Source organism: Micromonospora citrea, from assembly GCF_900090315.1.
Classification (GTDB): Bacteria; Actinomycetota; Actinomycetes; order Mycobacteriales; family Micromonosporaceae; genus Micromonospora; species Micromonospora citrea.
In genome coordinates, this window is record NZ_FMHZ01000002.1 from 2,175,372 (window position 1) to 2,192,726 (window position 17,355).

Below are 17,355 nucleotides of genomic sequence, written 5' to 3' on the forward strand. Positions count from 1 at the left end.
GTCGGCGAGCGGCTCGCGGTCCGTCTCGCCCATCAGCCGTTCCGCGTCGGCGTCGGAGAGCCCCTCCAGCTCGGCCAGGAGCCGGTCCTGGAGCAGGTCGGCCTGCTGGGCGACGGTGCGCCGGGCGAAGGCCTCCGCGACGGTGATCGGCACCTGGAAGGTGTCCTGGAGGCGGGCGACCAGCCGGCCGGTCAGCAGCGAGTCCCCGCCCAGCAGCAGGAAGTCGTCGAAGACGCCGATCTCCCGGTAGCCGAGCAGTTCGCGCCACGCCTGCGCGACGGTCTCCTCGATGTCGGTGCGCGGTGGTTCGTACTCCGTGGGCAGGTCGGGCCGGTCGTGCTTCGGGCCGGCCGCGGCCGGCGCCTCCTGCGGGGCGGGCGCCGACCCGTTGAGCAGGCTGTAGCGGCGACGCTCGAACGGGTAGGTCGGCAGGGGCACCCGGCGCCGCTGCTCACCGGCGGAGAAGGCGGCCCAGTCGATCGCCGCGCCGGCCAGCCAGAGCCGGGCCAGCGCGCCGAGCAGCGTCTCGTTCTCGTCCTGCTCGGGCGAGGCGGGCAGGGAGGCCACGATGGACGTGGTGGTCTCGGCGCCGGCCGCCCGGCTCATCGCCAGGGCCATGGTGCCGAGGGCGTGCCCCGGCCCGACCTCCAGGAAGGCGGCGTCCGGGAGGGCGGCGGCGGTGCGCAGGTTGTCGCCGAATCGGACGGTGGCCCGCAGGTGGCGCACCCAGTAGCCGGGGTCGGTGGCCTCGGCCGCGGTGAGCCAGCCGCCCGTGACGTTGGAGCCGACCCGCGCCTGCGGGGGCCGCAGCGCGACGGTGGCCATGTGCGCCGCGAACTCGCCCAGCAGCGGGTCGAGCATCCGGGTGTGCGCGGCCTGGCGTACCCGCACCAGCTTGGCGCGGACCCCGTCGGCGTCCAGCGCGGCCCGGGCCGCCTCGACGGCGGCGGCCGGTCCGGAGAGCACGGTCTGCTCGGGCCCGTTGACGGCCGCGACGTCGAGGTCGTCGCCCGCGTACCGAGCGGCGTCGGGCTCGGCGAGGTTGACCGCGAGCATGGCGCCCTCGGGCAGCCGGTCGATGAGCTGGCCGCGCAGGGCGACGGTGTCGATCGCGTCGGCGAGGTCGAAGACGCCGGCCAGGCAGGCGGCCACGTACTCGCCGCTGCTGTGGCCGAGCATCGCCTCCGGGCGCACGCCCCACGACTCCCACAGCCTGGCCAGCGCGTACTCGACGGCGAACAGGGCGGTCAGCCGGCCCGCGGTGGTGTCGAGGATCTCGGCCGCGCGGGGGTCGCCGTCGGCGGCGAGCACCGCGTCGCGCAGGTCGTAGCCGAGCCGGGCGGCGGCCAGGTCGGCGCAGCGGTCCAGGTGCTCGGCGAAGACCGGCTCGTCGGCGTAGAGCTGGCGGCCCATGCCGACGTACTGGCTGCCGCCGCCGGGGAAGAGGAACACCAGGGCGGGTGGAAGGTCGCCGGCCCGGCCGGTCAGCAGCCGTTCCGGGTCCGCCCCGGTCAGGGCAGCGGCGGCCTGGGTGGCGTCACGACACACCACCGCCCGCCGACGCTCGAAATGCCGCCGACCCACCTGCAACGTGTACGCCACATCCGCCAAACCCACCCCACCCGAAGCCAACACCCCACCAACCCGACGCCCCACCTCCACCAGAGCCGACGGCGTCCGCCCCGACACCACCACCACCTGCCAACCCCGCACCCCACCGCCAACCGAACTCACCGCAGGCGGCTGCTCCAACACCACATGCGCATTCGTCCCACCAACCCCCAACGCCGACACACCAGCCCGCCGCACCCCCACCAACGGCCACGACACCAACTCACCATTCACAAAAAACGGAGACGACTCCAACGCCAACTTCGGATTCGCCTCACGAAAATGCACCGTCGGCGGCACCACACCCTCCCGCACCGCCAACACCGCCTTCACAAAACCCGCCACCCCCGCCGCCGCATCCAAATGCCCCACATTCGTCTTCACCGACCCCAACGCACAAAACCCCACCCCATCCGCATCCACCCGAAACGCCCGCGTCAACCCCGCAACCTCAATCGGATCCCCCAACGGCGTCCCCGTCCCATGCGCCTCCACAAAACCCACCGACGACGCCGACACCCCCGCCACCGCCAACGCATCCGCCACCACCTGCGCCTGACCCACCGCCGACGGCGCCGTAAAACCCGCCTTACCACCACCGTCGTTGTTCACCGCCGAACCCCGCACCACCGCATGCACCACATCCCCCGCCGCCACCGCATCGACCAACCGCCGCAACACCACGACGGCCAGTCCGCTGCCGTTGACGGTGCCGGCGGCCGCCCGGTCGAAGGCGCGGCAGTGGCCGTCCGGGGAGAGGGCCATGCCGTCCTGGTGGCGGTAGCCCTCGGCGTCCTCGGCCCGGACGCCGACGCCGCCGGCCAGCGCCATGTCGCACTCCCCGGCCAGCAGGGCCTGGCACGCCTGGTGGATCGCCACCAGCGACGTCGAGCAGGCCGACTGGACCGTCATCGCCGGGCCGCGCAGGTCGAACTTGTACGCCACCCGGGTGGCGAGGAAGTCCTTCTCGTTGGCCATGAGCGCGCTCATGTCGGAGATCAGGGTCGGGTCGGCGGCCACCGCGCGGAGCAGATAGGAATTGACCGAGCTGCCGGCGTAGACGCCGATCCGGCCCGGGAAACGCGCCGGGTCGTACGCGGCATCCTCCAGCGCCTCCCACGCGCACTCCAGGAACAGCCGGTGCTGCGGATCCGTCAACTCCGCCTCGTGGGCGCTGAACCCGAAGAACTCCGCGTCGAACAACTCCACGCCGTCCAACCGCGCCTTCGCCGGCACGTAACTCGGATGCGAGTACACCGACTCCGGCACCCCCGCCGCCGCCAACTCCTCCGGCGAGAAGAACGTCACCGACTCCACCCCGGCACACAGATTCCGCCAGAACTCCGCGACGTTCGACGCCCCCGGGAAACGACCCGCCAGGCCGACCACCGCCAGGGCGTTGTCGAACTGCTCGTCGAGGTGCGCGGGCAACTCGGTCATCGGTCCGTCCCTTCCGCGAGGCGGCGCTGTTCGTGCGCCTGTCGACGACGTGCCAGGCCGCCGCGCAGCGCGGCGCGGCGGCGCTGCGCGTAGCCGTCCGGCGCCCCCGGTTCCGGCTTCCCGGCCGGTTCCGGGGTGGCGCGGATGCGGTCCAGGTGGGCCGCGAGCGAGGCCACGGTCGGGAACTGGAACAGGTCGACCACGTTCAGCTCGACGCCGAGCCGCTCGGCGAGCTGCTGGCGGGCGCGCAGCGCCAGGAACGAGTGGCCCCCGAGGTCGAAGAAGTTGTCGGTGCGGCCCAGCGGCGGAACGTCGAGCACGAGGGCCCACACCTCGGCGACCGCGCGTTCGGTGGCGCCGACGGGCGGCTCGGCGGTGCTCTCCTGGCGCAGCGGCCGCCCGTCGCGCCAGGACAGCCGGTCCCGGTCGAGCTTGCCGTTGGTGGTGACGGGCAGGTCGTCCACCACGGCGAGGACCGCCGGCACCATGTAGCCCGGCAGGTGCCGCCGGGCCACGGCCCGCACCTCCTCGTACGTCGGCGCGGGACCGTCGGCGAGGACGAGCAGCGCGGCGAGGTCGCGGCGGTCCGCGCCGTCGCCCCGGACCACGACGGCGGCCTCCCGGACGGCGGGATGGGTCACCAACACCGCCTCGATCTCGCTCGGCTCGACCCGGAACCCGCGCACCTTGAGCTGGCTGTCGAGCCGGCCGAGGAAGTCCAGCCGCCCGTCAGGCAGCCAGCGGACGAGGTCGCCGGTGCGGTACAACCGGGCGCCCGGCGTCTCGCCGAAGGGATCCGGGACGAAGCGTTCCGCGGTGCGGCGCGGGTCCCGGAGGTAGCCCCGGGCCACCTGGAGCCCGCCGAGGCAGAGCTCCCCCGGCACGCCGACCGGCACCGGACGCCCGGCCCCGTCGAGCACGTAGGTGGTGACGTTGGCGATGGCGCGCCCGATCGGGGGCGCGTGCACCACCGGCCCGGCCTGCGCGGGCACCGGGTCGGCCGTCGCCACCACGGTGTTCTCCGTCGGGCCGTAGTGGTTGACCAGCCGGGCGCCGAGCCCGGGCGGGGGCGTGCGGGTCAGCGCGTCGCCCCCGGTGAGCAGCAGCCGCAGCGCCGAGCCGGTCACCGCCGGCTCCGCCAGGACCGCCTCGGCGACGGTGGTGGGCAGGAAGGTCACCGTGATCGCCTCGTCGACCAGCCACCTGGCCAGCCGGTCCGGCGCGACCCGGACCGGCTCGGGCGGCACGTGCAGCGCCGCACCGCCGGCCAGCGCCGCCCAGAGCTCCCAGGTGCAGGCGTCGAAGCCGGGGCTGGCGACGAGGGTGGCCCGGTCCCGCGGCCCGACCTGGTAGGCGTCGAGGTGCCAGTGCACCAGGTTGGCCAGCCCGCCGTGGGTGACCTCGACCCCCTTCGGGCGCCCGCTGGAGCCGGAGGTGTAGATGACGTACGCGATCTCCCGAGGGTCGGGCTCGGCCGCGGGGGCCACCGCGTCGGCCTCCTCGGCGTCGGCGATGGCGACGGCCACGTCGAGCACCGCCGTGCGGGCCGCCGCGAACCGGCCGGTCAGCTCCTCGCCGGTCAGCACCGCGCAGGCCGCGCTGTCGGCCAGCGTGAAGGTGAGCCGGTCCGGCGGGTAGCCGGGATCGAGCGGCACGTACGCCGCGCCCGCCTTGAGCACGGCGAGGAAGGCGGTCACCAGCTCGGGCCCCCGCTCCAGGCAGACGGCCACCGGCCGGCCGGGCCCCGCGCCGACGGCCCGCAGCCGGGCCGCGAGGACGTCGGCGCGACGGTCCAGCTCCCCGTACGTCAGCGTCCGGCCGTCGGCCCGCACGGCGGGCGAGTCCGGCGCGGACCGGGCCCGCCGCGCCACCAGGTGGTGCACCGGCACGGTCGGGTGGTCGCGGACCCGGCCGCTCCAGCGGCGCACGATCCGGTCCTCCTCGTCGGGGTCGAGCAGCGCCGCCGCCGACAGCCGCCGGTCCGGGTGACCGCAGAGCGAGCCGAGGACCGCCCGGTACTGCGTCATCAGCTGCGCGATGCGCTCGTCGTCGAACAGCTCGGTGCTGAACTCGAACTCGCAGTCGATGTGCGTGTCGCCCTCGAACGCCATCACGGAGAGGTCGAACTTCGACACCTCGCCGACCATGTCGAGCAGTTCCACCGTCAGCGCTCCGACGTGCAGCCGCTCGAACGGGGGAAGGTTCTTCATCGCGAAGACGATCTGGAACAGCGGGTGGCGGGCCGGGTCCCGGACCGGGCGCAGCCGCTCCACCAGCAGCTCGAACGGGGCCTCGTGGTGCGTCTGGGCGTCCAGCACGACGTCGCGCACCCGGGCCACCAGGTCGGCGAAGGTGGGGTCGCCGGAGACGTCGGTACGCAGCACGACGGTGTTGACCAGCAGGCTGACCAGCGGCTCCAGCTCCACCCGGTCCCGGCCGGCGACGGGCGTGCCGAGCACCACGTCGGACTGCCCGGTCTGCCGGTGCAGCAGCGCGACGAAGCCGGCCAGGAGCACCATGAACGGCGAGGCCGCGTACCGCCGGGCGGTGGCCCGGACCTGGTCGGTCAGCCCGGCGTCGAGGCGCACCGTGCGCCGGCCGCCCCGCCAGCCCAGCACGGCGGGGCGGACCCGGTCGGGGGCGAGTTCGGTGGCCGAGGCGCCGGCGAGCCGCCGCTCCCACCACGCCAACTGGTCGTCGAGTTCGCCGGCGCGGACGCGGTGGTGCTGCCACCGGGCGTGCCCGGCCGGGTCGACGGGCGGCCGGGCGGGCGCCGTACCGTGGCCGGTCGCCGCCGCGTAGCAGCGGACCAGGTCGTTGACCAGGACGCTGAGCGACCAGCCGTCGACGACGATGTGGTGCAGGTCGAGGAAGAGCCGGTGGTCGTGCTCGCCGAGCCGGAACAGTCGCGTCCGCAGGAGCGGCCCGCGCCGCAGGTCGAACGGGGGCTGGCGCTCGGCGGCGACGGCGTCGCGTACGCGGGCCTCCCGCTGCTCGGCCGGCAGGTCGGTCAGGTCGGTCACGTCGAGCCGGGCGGCGGGCGCGTCGACCACCCGCTGCACCGGTTCGCCGTCGGCGTCGTCGAACACGGTGCGCAGGGCGGGATGGAGGGCCACCAGCCGGTCCAGGGCGTCCCGCAGGGCGTCCACCGACAGCGGTCCGGTCAGCCGCAGCACCGCCGGGACGTGGTAGGCGGGGCTGTCCGGCTGGAACTGGTGCAGGAACCACAGTCGGCGCTGCGCGAACGAGACCGGGGCCGGGGCGGCCGGGTCCGGCGGGGGCGCGGCGGCCGCGAAGCGTCGCGGGCCGTCGGTGGCCGACGTGTCGTCGGAAAGGGCTCCGGAGTCGTCCGTCGGGTCGCTGGCGAGGAACTCGGCCCCGGCCGCCAGCCGGCTGGCCAGCCGGGCCCGGGCCGCGTCGGAAGGTGATCGGCGCACGGTACCGCTTTCTGCTGGGACGGACGGGACGGTCACTTCACCGGCGACGGCGCCGGGCCCGGCGGGTTCACCGCCTCGAACTGGCTCGCCCGACGCAGCCGGTCGAGCAGCTCCGGCTGGGCGGCACTGCCGCCGGGGTGGCGCAGCTGGTCGGCCAGGACGCCGTTGAAGGCGCGGACGAAGTCCTTGACCTGCCCGCCGGACATGCCCTTGCGTTGCAGATAGAAGGTGCTCCACTGCTCGAACCCGAACTGCGGGAGCCAGACGGAGCTGGTCACGTCGACGAAGAGGTCGTCGATGATCTGGGCGGCGGTCGACCAGTCCATCGTGCGGTGGCTCCAGTTGAACGCCTCGCCCCTGATGCCCAGCTCGTCGCGGCGCTGGTAGATCGGGGTGACCGGGTCGCAGTACCAGAGCTGGGCCCGGAAGTAGTCGGGCCGGCCCTGGTCGAGCAGGCTGACGGTCTCGGCGACGGTCTCCTCCGTCTCGCCCGGGAACCCGACGATCAGCGAGGCGTACGTCGAGATGCCGTGCTCGTTGAAGGCCGCCAGCGCGTCGAGGTAGTCGGCCCGGCGGGCGGTCTTGTTCATCTGCTTGAGCAGCACGTCGCTGCCCGACTCGATGCCCAGGAAGACGCCCTCGCAGCCGGCCTGGCTCATCAGCTCGATGGTCGCCCGGTCGCCGTGGTCACTGCGGTAGAAGCAGTTCCACTTGAAGCCGTAGTCCTTGTCGATCATCATTCGGAGGATGTCCCGGAACCGGTTCTTGGGGACGTTGAAGGTGTCGTCGATGAACGTCACGGTGTTGACCGACGGCAGCTTGCGGATGTTGTCCAGCTCCCGCTCGACGTGGGTGACGTCGAGGTAGGTGTACTTGCCGGCACGCTGCGGGAAGCCGCAGAAGGCGCAGGAGAACGGGCAGGACTTCGCCGTCCGCGTGGTGACGAACTCGTTGAACGCGTCCGGGCCGAAGACCTGGTAGTCGACCAGCTCGGTGAGCGGGTTCGACTCGATCTCGGTGCGGGTGTGGACGAAGTCGCCGTCCGCGCGGTAGGCCAGGTTCGGCACGTCGCCCGGGTCGGTACCGGAGCGCAGCGCCAGCGCCAGCCGGGCGAGGGCCAGCTCGCCCTCCCGGCCGGTGACGTAGTAGTCGGCGCCGAGGTAGTCCATCATCGCGTCAAGGTCGGGGCGCTTCAGCGCGGCCACCTGGTTGGTGATGAACGGCCCACCGACCACGATGGACACCGTCGGGTTGTGCCGGCGCACGAACTCGACGATCTCGATGATCGGTTGCGGCGAGACGTACAGCGTGGTGGTGATGGCGACGAGGCGGACGTCGCCCGCCAGCTTCTCCCGCAACTCCTCGCGCTGGTGCTGGAAGAGGTTGACGAAGTCGACGCTCAGCCCCCGCCGGGCCAGGAAGCTGCCCAGCACCGTGACCACCGGCCAGAGGAAGTCGGCGTTGTGGAAGTACGGCTTCGGCGCGCCGGGCGGGCTCTCGCGCAGGTGGCTCAGCGCGTCCAACGCGCGCAGCGGCCGCCCGTCGAGGTCGATGTACGCCAGGCGCAGGTCGCGGAAGGCGCCGGAGTCGGTTCCCATCAGGCGCACGTCGCTGACGTAGCTGGCGAAGTCGACGTCGTTGAAGCCGACGATCAGGCAGTCTGTCATGTGCCGCTCCGTTCCGGGCAGAAAGACCGGGGACCTCGTCGCCCGTTGCCGGGCCGGTCGAGTTGGCGCACCGTCTGGTGCTACCGGGGTTGGGCCGCCAGGTCGGCGGCGATGGCCCGCACCACCCCGGCGGGGTCGGTGACGTGGAAGAAGTGGTCGCCCCGCACGCTGTGGCCGCGGTAGCCGCGCGTCGTCATCCGCTGCCAGCCGGCCATCGCCGCCGCCGTGGCGATCGGGTCCTCGGTGCCGGCGAAGCCGAGGATCGGCACGTCGACCGGGTCGTGCGCGGCGTCGGCGTAGCGGTCGATCCAGCCGAAGTCCGCCCGCAGCACCGGGACGAGCAGGGCGGCCAGCGCCGGGTGGTCCAGGATCTCGGCCGGCGTGCCGCCCATCCCGACGACCTCGCGCAGGAACTCCTCGTCGTCGAGGCCGAGCAGCCGCCGGGCGAGATCCGGCAGGTCGCCCGGGGGGCGGGACCCGCCGACGACGAGCCGGCGGGGCAGCGTGGCGCCGCGCCGCTGGAGTTCCGCGACGACTGCGTGCCCGAGGAGGGCGCCGAAGCTGTGGCCGTACAGCGCGTACGGGCGGGTCTCGTCGGCCAGCACGTCGGCGACCTCGGCGACGTCGAAGGCGGGCGGTTCGTCGACCCGGCTCTCCCGGCCCGGCGGTTGCAGGGGGCGCACCGCGATGCCCGGCGCCGCGGCGGGGATCCAGGCCCGGTAGGCCGTCGCCCCAGCCCCGGAGTGCGGCAGGCAGTACAGGGCCACCGGCGCCTCGGGGGCGTCGGGGAAGAGGAACCACCGCTGTCGTCGGTCCGCCGAGTAGTGGACAGTCACCATTGATCCTTCCGGGGAAGCTCAGTTGACGACGGCGATCGCGCCACCGTCGACGCGGTGGTTGGCCCCGTTGACGAAGCCCGCGAGAGGGCTGGCGAGGAAGACGACCAGCGCCGCCACGTCGTCGGGTGTGCCGAGGCGGCCGGTGGGGTTGTCGATCGACCCCGCGAGCACGCGCTGCTCGATGTCGGACCAGTCGGTGCCCCAGCCCTGGTCGGCGGCGAGGCCCCGGACGTACGCCTCGACGCGGGGCGTGACGATGACGCCGGGGCTGACGGTGTTGACGGTGATCCCCGTGCGGTCCAGCGCCCGGGCCAGGCCCGTCGTGAGGTTGACCAGCCCCGCCTTCGTCGTCGAGTACGCCACCGAGCCCGCCTGCGGCTGGGTGGCGGCCCCGCTGGCGATCTGGATGAGGCGGCCCCAGCCCCGGCGCCTCATGCCGGGGACCAGGGCCCGGGCGAGGCGCGCCGGCGTCACGACGTTCAGCTCGTGCAGGCGCCGCCAGTCCTCCTCCGTGGTGTCGTCCCACGGCCGGTCCAGGCCGGTGGCGGCGCAGTTGACCAGGATGTCCACGCCGCCGAGGTAGCGCTCGGCGGCGACCGCCAGCCGCTGCGGGCCGTCCGGGTCGAGCAGGTCCACCGTGATCGGTTCCGCGTCGCCGCCCCTGGCCCGGATGCCCTGCACCACGGTCTCCGCGGCCGGGACCGAGCGACCGTGCACGACGACGGTCACGCCCTCGTCGGCGAGCATCTCGGCGATCCGCGCCCCGATACCGGACGACGATCCGGTGACGAGCGCCCGCCGACCGTCCAATCCGAGATCCACTGGTTCCCCCCGTGACATGGTTCGAACGCCGCACCTCGCGGGGCGGCCCTTCCGGGCCCTGGACGGCCCGAACTGCCGCGACCGGCTCAGCCTGGCCGGCGCCGGCCCGGCGACCGGGCGGTCGAGGCGCCACGGCAGGCGGTCGTCCGCCCCCGGCGGTCGTTGTGGTCTCGCGTCCGGTCGACAGCACGGATCAGCACTGGAATGCCCCCGTTCCCCCAGGTCGCCTTGCCTGCCGCGGCGTCGCCTCGGCGCGGCGTACGACAGCGGCGTCCCGACCCCCCGGCCGGCCGCCGGGGGCACTCCGACGCATTTCCGCCAACCCCGTCGGGACCCGGGAAGCACATCACGGAGCCCGGTCGGAGTCAATCCCCACTAATCGGTTAGGAGGCCGCCGGTACAGGTATTCGCGCGGACGTTTCCGGCAATTAACGAACCCTAGGGAGCCGCCGATTAACGCGGCTAGCTGCAGTTCTGCGACAGATAGTGACGCTCATCACGCCCTCGTTCAGGGGCCGACGCGACAGGCCCACGGACGGTGGAACTCCCATCCGAGCACTCCATCAAAAGGGCATAAACGGGGCAGCCGGTGCCAAAAACTGGCGGTTCGGGTGACCAGGTGATCACGGGTGGACACATACCAGGCGGTATGCAAGGATCCAGGAAACGCTTGCTAATCGAACGAGATCATTCGGAGGCAGGCAGGCCACAACCGATCTCGCTTGTGCCGACTCTCCCGAGCCCCGCCTCGGGGTTCACGGTTTATAACTGGCAGCAGACCGTCAGCGCCGCCCGTGCGAAGCCACCGCGGCAGATCGCCGCAGCGCCACTGGCCGCCAACTCTTAAAACGTCCGCCGCAGCACTATGCGCATTGGCGGACGTCGCCGCCGACGGTGCCCTTTTCGAGTACGACCGCGCGCCCGTCCACCACGAGTGGGCCGGGCGCGGGACGGGGGACGGGATGAGGAAAGGATCCGGGCATTCCATGGACATCGCGATCGTGGGCATGGCCTGCGCGTTTCCCGGCGCCTCCGACGCGGCCGCCTTCTGGGCCAACGTCGTCGCCGGCACCGACGCCGTGGTGGAGGTCGACCCCGGGCGGTGGGACGTGGAGCGCTACTACTCGGCGGACGATCCCCGCCCGGGCGAGCGGAGCCCGTCGCGCTGGGGCGGCTTCCTGGCACCCGTGCCGTTCGACCCGGTGGCCCACGGCGTGCCGCCCGCCGCGCTCGGCAGCATCGATCCTGCCCAGTTGCTCGCCCTCGTCACCGCCGAACGCGCGCTGGCCGACGCCGGATACGCCGACCGTCCGTTCCCCCGCGCGCAGACCTCGGTGATCTTCGGTGCCGAGCCCGGCGCCGACCTCGCCACGGCGTACGGGATGCGCGCGCTGCTGCCGACCTACTTCGCCGACCCGCCGGCCGCGCTCGACGCCCACCTGCCCCGCCTCACCGAGGACTCCTTCCCGGGCATCCTGGGCAACGTCATCGCGGGCCGCATCGCCAACCGGCTCGACCTCGGCGGGGTCAACTACACGGTCGACGCGGCCTGCGCGTCGTCGCTCGCCGCCGTCGACCTGGCCTGCAAGGAGCTGGCCGCCGGCACGAGCGACATGGTGCTGTGCGGCGCGGTCGACGTCCACAACGGGGTGCACGACTACCTGCTCTTCGGCTCGGTGCAGGCGCTGTCGCCCACCGGCCGGTGCCGCACCTTCGACGAGTCGGCCGACGGCATCGTGATCAGCGAGGGCGTCGCCTGCCTCGTGCTCAAGCGGCTGGCCGACGCGGAACGCGACGGGGACCGGATCCACGCGGTCATCGCCGGTGTCGGCGGCGCCAGCGACGGCCGGGGCATGGGCCTCACCGCCCCCCGCGCCCAGGGCCAGCGGCACGCGGTCGAACGGGCGCTGCGGGCGGCGGGCGTGACGCCCGGCGAGATCGGCCTGGTCGAGGCCCACGGCACGGGCACCGTCGTCGGCGACCGCACCGAGCTGTCCGCCCTGTCCGAGCTGTTCACGGCCGACGGGGCCGGCCCGGCCACCTGCTCGCTGGGCTCGGTGAAGTCGCTGATCGGGCACACCAAGTGCGCCGCCGGCATGGCCGGCCTGATCAAGGCCGTGCGGGCGGTGCAGACCGGGGTCCGCCCGCCGACCGGGCACCTGACCCGCCCCAACGCCTACTGGGACGCCACAGCCAGCCCGTTCGCCTTCGACGGCGCCGCCCGGCCCTGGCTCGCGCCCCCGGCCCGGCGCGCCGCCGGGGTCAGCGCGTTCGGCTTCGGCGGCACCAACTTCCACGCCGTGGTCCGGGCGCATCCCAGCACCGCCGACCCGGACCAGGCGTGGGACCGCTGGCCGGCGGAGCTGTTCCTGCTCCGCGCGGCCGACGAGGCGGCGACCGGGGAGGCGGCGCGGGCCCTGGCCGCCCTGGCCGCCGAGGCACCGCCCGGGGACGGGGCGCTGCACGCCCTCGCCCTGGACTGGTTCGCCCGCACCCGCGACGACGACCGGCCGGTCCGCGCCGCCGTCGTGGCGGGCGGCCTCGACGAGCTGCGGGAGCGGTTGCGGCTGGTCGCCGAGGGCAGCGCCGACCCCGGGGCGGGGGTCTACCTGGCCGGCCCCGGCCCGGTGGAGCCGCCCGTCGTGGCCCTGGTCTTCCCCGGGCAGGGCAGCCAGCGCCCGGGCATGCTGGCCGACCTCTTCGCGGCCTTCCCCGCGATGCGGGCCGACCTCTACGACGACCCGGCGCTGGCCGCCGCGATGTTCCCACCCACCTCGTTCGACGAGGCGACCGCGGCGGCCCGGGCGGCCACGCTCGCCGACACGCGCAACGCCCAGCCCGCGCTCGGCGTCGCCGAGGTCGCGCTGCTGGAGCTGCTCGACTCTCTCGGGGTCCGGCCCGACCTGCTCGGCGGGCACAGCTACGGCGAACTCGTCGCCCTGCACGCCGCCGGCGTCCTGTCCCGGCCCGACCTGCTGCGGCTGACCGCCGCCCGGGCCGCCGCGATGCACGCGGCCGGCGGGCGGGGCGGCGCCATGGCGGCCGTCTCCGCCGACGCCGACGAGGTCGCCGCGGCCCTCGCCCGGGCCGGGCTCGACGGCACGGTGGTGATCGCCAACCACAACGCCCCGGAACAGGTGGTGATCGCCGGCCCCGAGGCGGCGGTGGCGAGCGCGGTCACCGGGCTGCGCGCGCAGGGCCGCTCCGCCACCACGCTCGGCGTCTCCTGCGCCTTCCACAGCCCGGCGATGGCCGACGCCACCGAGGAGTTCGCCGCCGCCCTCGCCGACTGTCCGGTACGCCCGCCCGCGCGCCCCGTCTGGGCGAACGCCTCCGGGGGGCGCTACCCCGACGCGCCGGAGGAGATCCGCCGGCTGCTCGGCGGGCAGCTCGCCGCCCCGGTGCGCTTCCTGACCCAGATCGAGGACATGTACGCCGCCGGGGCCCGGGTCTTCGTCGAGGTGGGCCCCGGGCGGGTGCTCAGCCGGATGATCGGCCGCATCCTCGGTGACCGGCCCCACCGGGCGGTCAGCTGCGACGCGCCGAACGAGCCGGGCCTGCCCCGCCTGCTGCACGCCCTCGCGGAGCTGGCCGTCGCCGGTGTGCCGGTGGACCCGGCCCGCCTCTTCGCCGGGTCGCGGGCCACCGCGACCGTCGCGCCCGGCGCGACCGGCTGGACCGTCGACGGGCACCTGGTCCGGGGGCCGGACGGCAACCCGGTGCCCAACGGCCTGCGCCCCGCCCACGAGGCCCCCCGGCTGGCCACGGCGGGCAGCGCCGACGCCGGGCGCCTCCGGGAGGCGGCGGTGCTGGAGTTCCTGCGCAACAGCCGGGAGCTCGTCGAGGCCCAGCGCGAGATCATGCTCGGCTACCTGGGCCGCGAGTCCGAGCCGCGACGCTCCACGCCCGACCCCACGCCGATGCCCACGGCGCCGTCGCCGTCCGTCGCCGCGCCCGCCCGCGCCGAGACGCCCGACCCCGCCCCGACCAGCGTCCTCGGCCTCGCCGTCGACCTGCTGAGCGAGCGGACGGGCTACCCCGCGCAGATGCTCGCCCCCACCATCGACCTGGAGGCCGACCTCGGCATCGACTCGATCAAACGGACCGAGCTGGCTGAGACGCTGCTGCGCCGGTTGGCGGTGCCGCGACCGGAGACGCGCCTGTCCGCCCTCGTCGGCGCCCGTACGATCGCCGACCTGGTGGCGCAGCTCCCCCCGCTCGACCCCGCCCCGACCGGCGCGAGCACGTCCCCGGCCGACGGCCCGACATTGACCGACAACCCGGCGACCGGCCGGGCCGCGCCCGGCGCCGCGACGACCGACGGGGCCGACCCGGGCACCGGGTCCGCCCGGGGCCGCGCGCCCGACCGGTACGTGCCCGCCCTGCTGCCGCTGTCCGCGCCGTCCCGGGGCGCCGCCGACCTCTCCGGCCGGGCCGCCGCCGTCCTCGGCGGCGTACCCGGGCTCGCGGACGCGCTGCGCGACCGGCTGACCCGCGTCGGGGCGGCCCCGGCCGACGCGGCCACCCCGCCGGAGCACCTCGACCTGGCGATCCTGCTGCCGGTGACCGACGCCGACGGGGAGCCGGCCCTGCCGGCGGCCTACGACCGGCTCCGCACGCTGCTCACCGCCGGGGTGCCGGACATCACCGTGGTCACCACCATGGGCGGGCGCTTCGCACCCGTCGACTCCGAGACGGCCCCGGCCGGCCAGCACGCCGCGCTGGCCGGGATCGGCTTCGCCGGGCTGGTCCGCACCGTGGCCCACGAGTACCCGCAGGCCCGGGTCCGGCTGCTCGACGTGGACCCGCAGGGCGGAGCCGAGGCCGTCGCCGGCCGCATCGTCGACGAGGTCGCCGTCGGCACCCGGGGGATCGTCGGCCTGCCCGGCGGCTCCCGGGTGACCCGCCGCCACGTCCGGCAGGACCTCCCCGCCGGGCCCGCAACGCTCGACCTGGACGCCGACTCCGTGGTGCTGGTCACCGGCGGCGGGCGGGGCATCACGGCCCGCACGGCCGTCGCGCTCGCCGAACGGTACGGCTGCCACCTGGAGGTCATCGGTCGCACCGCCCCGCCCGGGGCGGTCGAGGACGCCGCCACGGCCGGGCTGACCGACCCGGTCGACCTGCGCCGCGCCCTGCTCGCCGGCGGCGCCGGCACGCCGGCCGAGGTGGAACGCCGGCTGCGCGCCCTGCTCGCCGGGCGCGAGCTGCGCACCGTCCTCGACCGGCTCGAGGCGCACGCCGCGTCCCTGCGGTACCACCGCTTCGACATCCGCGACGACGCCCGGCTGGCCGCCACGGTCGACGAGGTCTACCGCCGGCACGGCCGCATCGACGTCGTCGTGCACGGCGCCGGGGCGGTCGACGACCGGCTCATCCGGGACAAGGACCAGGCGTCCTTCTCCGCCGTCTACGACGCGAAGGTGCGCAGCGCCCGGGTCCTGCTGGACGCGCTGAAGCCGGACCTGCGGCTGCTGCTCTACTTCTCCAGCGTCTCCGGCGTGTTCGGCAACCGGGGGCAGGCCGACTACGCGGCGGCGAACGACGCGCTGGACACCCTGGCGCAGGCCGCCGCCGACCGGTTCACCGGCCGCACCCTGGCGGTGGCGTGGGGTCCTTGGGCCGCCGCCGGCGGCGGCATGGTCTCGGCCGAGCTGGAACGGGAGTACGCGCGCCGCGGCATCGCGGTGATCGACCCCGAGGCCGGCGTCGAGGCGCTGATGCGCGAGATCGTCGAGGGCCCGCGGGACGTGCACCAGGTGCTGTACGTGGCCGGCGACCCGGCCCCGTTCCAGCCCGCCGGGTTCGATGACTGAGCCGGCCCCGGCGCCGCACCCCCGCCCGTCGGGGCCTGCCGTCCTGCGCCTCGCCGCGTCCTCCCCCGCGCAGCTCGCCGACCGGCTGCGGGATGTCGCCCGGGGTGGGCCCCGCCCCGCCGACCCGGCCGACGCCGACCTGCCGTGCCGGGTGGCGCTGCTGACGCCGACGGCGGACCGGCTCGCCCTCGCGCAGGAACTCGTGCTGCGGGAACGGTCCTGGGACGGCCCGGCCGACCTCTGGTACACCGCCGACCCGGTGCTGCGGCCGGGCCGCCCGGGCCAGGTGGCGTTCCTCTTCCCCGGCCTGTCCGCCCACGACCGGCCGCCGCTCGACGACGTGGCCGGGGCGTTCGACCTGCCCGGCTACGAGCCGGACCGCACCGGGACGGTGGGCGGCCGGACGTGGGACCTGCTGCACACCGGGCGGCTGCTCGACGGCGCGCTGCGACGGCTGGGCATCCGGCCGGACCTCGTCGCCGGGCACAGCGCCGGCGAGTGGAGCGCCCTGTTCTCGGCCGGCAGGTGGGCGCCGGAGGCCTTCGACGACTTCGCCCGGGGGATGGGGCCGGACGCCTACCAGCTGCCCGACGTGGCGTTCGCGGTGGTCGGCTGCCCGGTCGCCGAGGCGAGGCGGCTGATCGACGGGGTCGCCGACGTGGTCATCTCCCACGACAACAGTCCCCGGCAGACGGTGCTCTGCGGCACCGACGCGGCGATCCACACCGCGTTCGCCCGGATCGCCGACCCGGCGATACCCCGGACCGTGCTGCCGTTCCGGTCCGGATTCCACAGCCCGATGCTCGCGCCCTACCTCGACCCGGTGGCCGCCGTCCTGCGGGCCGTACCGCTGCGGGCCGCGGCGGTGCCCGTCTGGTCGGCGACCACCGTGGACCGCTACCCCGACGACGCGCCGGCGCTGGGCCGGCTCCTCGTCCGGCACCTGGTCTCCCCGGTCCGCTTCCGGGAGTTGGTGCAGCGCCTGCACGACGAGGGCACCCGGGTCTTCGTGCAGGTCGGCCACGGCAGCCTCGCCGCCTTCGTCCGCGACACGCTGCACGGTCAACGGCACGTCGTGGCCAGCGCCTCGAAGGGCCGGCCGGACGGGCTGGCGGAACTGGCCCGGCTCGCCGCGGCGCTGTGGGTGCACGGGCTGCGACCCGACTTCGCCGCGCTCCCCGGTGCCGACGACCCGATCCGGCGCGACGACACCATCCGGCGCGACGACACCGTCGGGCCCGACCGCACCGCTCGGCCCGACGGCGCCGTGTGGCCCCGCGGCGGTCCATCGGCGTCGAGGGCGGGCGACGACCCGGTGCTCGCCGCGTTCCAGGCCGTCCTGGACGAGGTCGCCCACGCCAGCCGCGAGGTGCTCGACGGCTGGCAGCGGTGGCACCGGGATGACAGGGTACGACCATGACGGAACGAGAGCTTCCCGCGCTGACCCGCGCCGAGCAGGAACTCGTGGACCGCTACCTGCGCATCGTCGACCTGGTCGCCCGCCTCAACCCGGCCCGGGACAGCGGCCACTTCGACGTACGGGGCTGCGTGCTGGCCGCGCAGGCGCTGGCGGCGGAGGCCAAGGCGATCGGCGTGACGGCGGAGACGATGCTCGAACGCGGTGAGGACGAACTGCACGTCGCCACGCTGGCCCGCGCGATGCGCGCCCTGGACGGCGAACGGCGCATCGCCCGGCTCCGGCTGCCCCCGAACTGAACGTCGC

Annotated in this window: 8 protein-coding genes (1 of these 8 cut by a window edge); 3 read left to right on the forward strand and 5 right to left on the reverse strand. The window is 74.9% G+C overall.

Annotation, left to right across the window (positions count from 1 at the left end):
• From GA0070606_RS09925 to GA0070606_RS09945, 5 genes are all read right to left on the reverse strand, one after another.
• Positions 1-3,051: the 5' portion of a type I polyketide synthase gene (locus GA0070606_RS09925; protein WP_091097035.1), read on the reverse strand. Its footprint begins 105 nt before the window's first position; 3,051 of the gene's 3,156 nt are visible here — the first part of the coding sequence; it begins with the start codon at positions 3,049-3,051; the stop codon falls past the left edge of the window.
• The gene (locus tag GA0070606_RS09930) at positions 3,048-6,488 is read right to left on the reverse strand and encodes a non-ribosomal peptide synthetase (RefSeq protein WP_141721631.1); all 3,441 of its coding nucleotides are present in this window, start codon (positions 6,486-6,488) and stop codon (positions 3,048-3,050) included. Before GA0070606_RS09930 ends, GA0070606_RS09925 begins: the two co-directional genes overlap by 4 nt.
• Positions 6,489-6,520: 32 nt before the next feature.
• Positions 6,521-8,155, reverse strand: coding sequence for a PhpK family radical SAM P-methyltransferase (locus GA0070606_RS09935; RefSeq protein ID WP_091097039.1), 1,635 nt, complete (start codon positions 8,153-8,155; stop codon positions 6,521-6,523).
• Positions 8,156-8,235: 80 nt separating this feature from the next.
• Positions 8,236-8,991 (reverse strand): thioesterase II family protein, encoded by a 756-nt coding sequence (locus GA0070606_RS09940; RefSeq protein WP_176737284.1) that lies wholly within the window; start codon positions 8,989-8,991, stop codon positions 8,236-8,238.
• Between the two features lie 21 nt (positions 8,992-9,012).
• Complete coding sequence (locus GA0070606_RS09945; RefSeq protein ID WP_091097044.1) at positions 9,013-9,816, reverse strand: SDR family NAD(P)-dependent oxidoreductase; 804 nt, start codon at positions 9,814-9,816, stop codon at positions 9,013-9,015.
• Between the two features lie 986 nt (positions 9,817-10,802).
• On the opposite strand from GA0070606_RS09945, the gene GA0070606_RS09950 reads away from it, so the two are divergent.
• Genes GA0070606_RS09950 through GA0070606_RS09960 form a run of 3 tightly spaced genes read left to right on the forward strand, consistent with a single transcriptional unit; the run spans position 10,803 to position 17,348 of the window.
• Positions 10,803-15,632 carry a type I polyketide synthase gene (locus GA0070606_RS09950; protein WP_176737285.1) on the forward strand — a complete coding sequence of 1,610 codons (4,830 nt, stop codon included), beginning with the start codon at positions 10,803-10,805 and terminating at the stop codon, positions 15,630-15,632.
• A complete protein-coding gene (locus GA0070606_RS09955; RefSeq protein ID WP_091097047.1) occupies positions 15,625-17,052 on the forward strand; it encodes an acyltransferase domain-containing protein in 1,428 nt (475 codons plus the stop codon). The genes GA0070606_RS09950 and GA0070606_RS09955 overlap by 8 nt, the downstream gene beginning before the upstream one ends.
• Complete coding sequence (locus GA0070606_RS09960) at positions 17,049-17,348, forward strand: hypothetical protein (RefSeq protein ID WP_091097049.1); 300 nt, start codon at positions 17,049-17,051, stop codon at positions 17,346-17,348. Before GA0070606_RS09955 ends, GA0070606_RS09960 begins: the two co-directional genes overlap by 4 nt.
• Positions 17,349-17,355: the final 7 nt, after the last annotated feature.